At 74.1% G+C, this 4,415-nt stretch carries 6 protein-coding genes and 1 pseudogene; 6 read left to right on the top strand and 1 reads right to left on the bottom strand.

The window, feature by feature from the left end:
* Positions 1-777, top strand: a 777-nt coding sequence (locus ABZ914_RS47400; RefSeq protein WP_500201202.1) for a S1 family peptidase, incomplete at its 5' end; no start/stop codon positions are given.
* 6 nt (positions 778-783) lie between these two features.
* On the opposite strand, the gene ABZ914_RS47395 is transcribed toward ABZ914_RS47400, so the two are convergent.
* On the bottom strand, positions 784-1,599 hold the full coding sequence (locus ABZ914_RS47395) for a SigB/SigF/SigG family RNA polymerase sigma factor (protein ID WP_500201201.1): 816 nt from the start codon (positions 1,597-1,599) through the stop codon (positions 784-786).
* Positions 1,600-1,791: 192 nt separating this feature from the next.
* Between ABZ914_RS47395 and ABZ914_RS47390 the strand changes: the two genes are divergently transcribed.
* From ABZ914_RS47390 to ABZ914_RS47370, 5 genes and pseudogenes are all read left to right on the top strand, one after another.
* The gene (locus ABZ914_RS47390) at positions 1,792-2,289 is read left to right on the top strand and encodes an SRPBCC family protein (protein ID WP_500201200.1); all 498 of its coding nucleotides are present in this window, start codon (positions 1,792-1,794) and stop codon (positions 2,287-2,289) included.
* Between the two features lie 132 nt (positions 2,290-2,421).
* Entirely contained in the window at positions 2,422-2,907 is a 486-nt protein-coding gene (locus ABZ914_RS47385) for a fluoride efflux transporter FluC (protein ID WP_500201199.1), read from the top strand.
* Positions 2,904-3,254: a DUF190 domain-containing protein gene (locus tag ABZ914_RS47380; RefSeq protein WP_208244124.1), complete on the top strand. Its 351-nt coding sequence runs from the start codon at positions 2,904-2,906 to the stop codon at positions 3,252-3,254. The genes ABZ914_RS47385 and ABZ914_RS47380 overlap by 4 nt, the downstream gene beginning before the upstream one ends.
* Positions 3,251-3,613 carry a fluoride efflux transporter FluC gene (locus ABZ914_RS47375; protein WP_500201198.1) on the top strand — a complete coding sequence of 121 codons (363 nt, stop codon included), beginning with the start codon at positions 3,251-3,253 and terminating at the stop codon, positions 3,611-3,613. Before ABZ914_RS47380 ends, ABZ914_RS47375 begins: the two co-directional genes overlap by 4 nt.
* 320 nt (positions 3,614-3,933) lie before the next feature.
* Positions 3,934-4,415 (top strand): annotated as a pseudogene (locus tag ABZ914_RS47370) (polysaccharide pyruvyl transferase family protein); the annotation flags it as partial.

Below are 4,415 nucleotides of genomic sequence, written 5' to 3'. Positions count from 1 at the left end.
CCGACCGCCGGCCCCGCCGCCGCCCCCGCCGCCCGCGGCCACGGGGAGGCCGACTTCACCGGGATCGTCGCGCTCAGCAACTGCTCGGGCTCCCTGGTGCGCGGGCCGCGCTCGCGCGACTCCGACGCGGCCCTGGTCCTGACCAACGGCCACTGCCTGGAAGGCGGGATGCCGGAGCCCGGGCAGGTCATCGTCGACCGGCCGTCCGCCCGGACGTTCACGCTGCTCGACCGGACGGGCCGTTCGAGCCTCGGCACGCTGCGGGCGACCAGGGTCGAGTACTCGACCATGACCGACACCGACGTCACCGTGTACCGGCTGGACGAGAGCTACGGGACCATCCGCGAGCGGTACGGCGTCCCGGCGCTGCGGCTGTCGGCCGCCCCTCCCCACGACGGCACCGAGATCCGGGTCGTGTCGGGCTACTGGCGGACCGCCTACGCGTGCAAGACCGACGCGACCGTCTACCGGCTGCGGGAGGCCGGATGGACGTGGAAGGACTCCATCAGGTACACGCCGCAGTGCCGGACGATCCACGGTACGTCCGGCTCGCCCGTCATCGACGCGAACACCCACCAAGTCGTCGCGATCAACAACACCGGCAACGACGACGGCGAGCGCTGCACGCTGAACAACCCGTGCGAGGTGGACCGCAAGGGGAACGTCACCGTCCGGCAGGGCACCCACTACGCCCAGCAGACCTACCTACTGGCACGGTGCCTCGGCGAGGGCAACGACGTGGCGCTGGGCGGGTCCTGCGCGCTGCCGCGGCCCTGACCCGGGTCAGCCCTCCGCGAGCAGCCCGCCGCGCAGCCGCTCGAGGGTCGCCCGCAGCAGCCGCGACACGTGCATCTGCGACAGCCCGACCTGCTCGGCGATCTGCGTCTGCGTCTTGTTGCCGAAGAACCGCAGCAGCAGGATCGTGCGCTCGCGTTCGGGCAGCTCGTCGATCAGCGGCCGCAGCGCGTCGCCGTCGATGAGGTTCTCCAGGGCGGGGTCGTCGGAGCCGAGGCGCTCGCCGACCGTCGCCGCGTCGCCCTCGGCGCCGCCGTCCGCCGGCGCCTCCAGCGACAGCGGCCGGTAGGCGTCGCAGGCGATGATCACCTCGACCGTCTCCTCCTCGGTGATCTCCATGACCGCGGCGAGCTCCCGGGTCGTGGGCGAGCGGCCGTGCTCGCGGGTGAACTTCTGGACGGTGCTCTGCAGCACCGGCCGCAGCTCCTGGATGCGCCGCGACACCCGCACACCCCACGTCTTGTCCCGGAAGTGCCGCTTCACCTCGCCGGTCACGACCGGGTAGGCGTAGGTGACGAACCGGTCGCCCACCTCGGGGTCGAACCGGTTGATGGCCTTGACCAGCCCCAGGTACGCGACCTGCTGCAGGTCGTCCAGCGGCTCGCCCCGGTTGGCGTACCTGCGTGCGATCCCCCGGACGAGCGGCCCGTGCATCTCCACGATCCGCGTCCGCAGCCGGTCGCGCCGCGGATCGTCCTCCGGCAGGCGTCTCATCTCCGCCAGGAGGAGTTCGGCCTCGCCGTCCCCGAAGCGGGGGAGCGGGGCGTCGGACCGCGGGGAGCTGGACGGACGCGCCGACGTCATGGGGGTCTGGTCTCCTTCGCAGAGGTGCCGGCGATGGGCGGGGACGCTGATCGCTGCGCCTCCTGTACCCGGGGAAGCGCCGCTCACACCGCGCCCGCCGCTGTGCGGAAGCCCACCGTGTGCAGGCGGGAGGCACCGTGTAGACGGGGGCGGTGCGGGTAGCGGGGCGGGTGACGGACGAAGGGGAGCCCCGTGAGCACGATCACCGAGTCGGTCAACGTCACCGTCCCGATCCGCGTCGCCTACGACCAGTGGGCGCGGTTCGAGGAGTTCCCGCGGTTCATGGAGGGCGTCGAGGAGATCCGGCGCGTGGACGACACCACGCTGCACTGGACCGTCCGGGTCGCCGGCGTCACCCGGCGCTTCGAGGCGCGGATCACCGAGCAGGTGCCGGACGAGCGCGTCGCGTGGACGTCGACGGAGGGCCCGGCGCACGCGGGCGTGGTGACGTTCCGCCGCCTCGACGGCGACACCACCCGCGTCACCGCGCAGATGGAGTTCGCGCCCCAGGGGTTCGTGGAGAGGACCGGCGACAGGGCCGGGGCGCTGCACCGCCGCGTGAAGGCCGACCTGCGGCGCTTCAAGACGTTCGTGGAGTCGCGGGGCGGACGGACGGGCGGGCGGCGCGGCGAGGCCGGCCGTCCGGGTCCTGACCGGGCGGGGCCGCGGCGCGGTCCCGGTGATCGGTAGACTGGGCGCGCGCCCTCGGGAGAGCGGCGCCACGGCGGTGGGGCCCGCCGTCCCCGCCACGGGGGAGAACCGCGGTGCGATCCGCCAACGGTCCCTACCGGTGACCGATGTTTCCGCTGGTAGGAGTGTGCCGTGCCCGATGCCGTGACGGGACGTCCCGTGGACCCCGACGTCGACCTCAGCGTGCCGCGCCAGCGGTTCGAGCTGCGCCGCGCCCCGTGGGCGACGCTCGGCGCCATCGCCGCGGGAGGGATCCTCGGGGCGCTCGCCCGGTACGGGCTGACCGAGGCGATGCCGTACCGGCCGGGGGAGTTCCCGTGGCCGGTGTTCCTGATCAACGTGTCGGGCTGCCTGCTGATCGGGGCGCTGATGGTGCTGATCACCGAGACGTGGCGCGTGCACCGGCTCGTGCGGCCGTTCCTCGGCGTCGGGGTGCTCGGCGGCTACACCACCTTCTCCACCCACATCGTCGATTTCCAGAGGGCGCTGTCGGCCGGGGCGCCCGGGGTGGGACTGCTGTACCTCGGGGGAACGCTCGCCGCCGCGCTCGCCGCGGTGTTCGCGGGCGTCCGGCTGACCCGCCTCGCCGTCCGCGCGCGTCCCAGGGAGCGGTCATGAGAATCCAGGGTCCGGCATTGCGTCTGACCGTGTTCGTCGGGGAGAGCGACCGGTGGAACCACCGGCCGCTGTACACCGAGATCGTGCACCGGGCCCACCGGGCCGGGCTCGCCGGCGCGAGCGTGCTGCGCGGATGCGAGGGGTTCGGCGCGTCCAGCCGCATCCACACGTCCCGCATCCTGTCGCTGTCGGAGGACCTGCCGATGGTGATCGTGATCGTGGACGCCGAGCGGAAGATCCGCGCCTTCCTGCCGGAGCTGGACGAGCTGGTGGAGGAGGGCCTGGTGATCATCGACCCGGTCGAGGTGATCCGCTACACGGGCCGCGGCATGGAGGGGGAGGCGTGACGGTCCTGCTCATCGCGCTGGGCGCGGCGCTCGGCGCGCCGCTGCGGTACCTCACCGACCGGGCCGTGCAGGCGCGCCACGACTCGGTGTTCCCGTGGGGGACGTTCACCGTCAACGTGGCGGGGTCGGCGCTGCTGGGGTTCCTGGCGGCGCTGCCCGTGTCCGGGGGCCCGATGGCGTTCGCCGCGACGGGTTTCTGTGGCGCGCTGACGACGTACTCGACGTTCGGTTACGAGACGCTCCGGCTGGCCGAGGACGGCGCGCGCTTCTACGCCGTCCTCAACGCGGGCGCGAGCGTCGCCGGCGGGCTCGGCGCCGCCTACTGCGGGATGGCGCTCGCGCAGGCGTTCACGGGCTGACGGCCCGTCCCGCGCGCAAGCGCGCAGGCCGCGGTGGAAACATGGCGCGGCCCAGGCTCGCTGACCAAGGGACCTGGCAGAACCCGGCCGGCGAGTGGGCCGCGACGGTACCGTTCCCGTCCGCCCAGTTCGGTAAACCGGCAGGTGTCCGAAGTGTCACGGAGCAGGGAGGCGGGCCACGCGGCGGCCCGCGCTCCGTCACGGGCCGCCCAAGCCGGGGCCGCCGCGGACATGGGCGCGCCGTCCCCGGGTAACTGCCACCCGCGCGTGAGCTACGGGGGGATCGACATGGCTCGTCCGAACGGTCTGCCGAGGGCGGCGTGCGGGCACTGGTGACCGGGTGGCCGAGCTTCCTGCACGGCGAGGCCACGGCGGGGGACGTCCTCGCGATGGAGGCCGTCCGTCGGGCGCTCGACGGCGCGGGGATCGGGTGCGACGTCGCCTGGAGCCCCGTCTTCCGCCCGGGCGGCCTCGACCTCGGCCGGGCGGATCCCGCGCGCTACAGCCACCTGGTGTTCGCCTGCGGCCCGCTCCACGGCGCGCAGGTCGAGGAGCTGCACCGAAGGTACGCGCGCTGCCGGCGCGTCGCGGTCGGCGTCTCGGTCATCGATCCGGACGACCCCGCCGTCACCGGCTTCGACGCCGTCCTGCCGAGGGACGCGCCGGGGACGGCGGCGCGGCACGACCTCGCGGCGCTGCCGGAGGCGGAGCGGGTGCCCGTCGCGGGGGTCGTCCTCGCGCCCGGCCAGCGCGAGTACGGGGCGCGGCGCCGGCACGACCGGATCGAGGCGGAGCTCACGGG

This window comes from Spirillospora sp. NPDC046719, assembly GCF_040645715.1.
GTDB lineage: Bacteria > Actinomycetota > Actinomycetes > Streptosporangiales > Streptosporangiaceae > Spirillospora.
This window is presented reverse-complemented; position numbering and strand designations above follow the sequence as displayed.

Excerpts from the sequence above, each read along its gene's own strand:
- ABZ914_RS47395 (WP_500201201.1), bottom strand. The coding sequence starts at position 1,599 with ATGACGTCGGCGCGTCCGTCCAGCTCCCCGCGGTCCGACGCCCCGCTC.
- ABZ914_RS47380 (WP_208244124.1), top strand. The coding sequence starts at position 2,904 with ATGAGAATCCAGGGTCCGGCATTGCGTCTGACCGTGTTCGTCGGGGAG.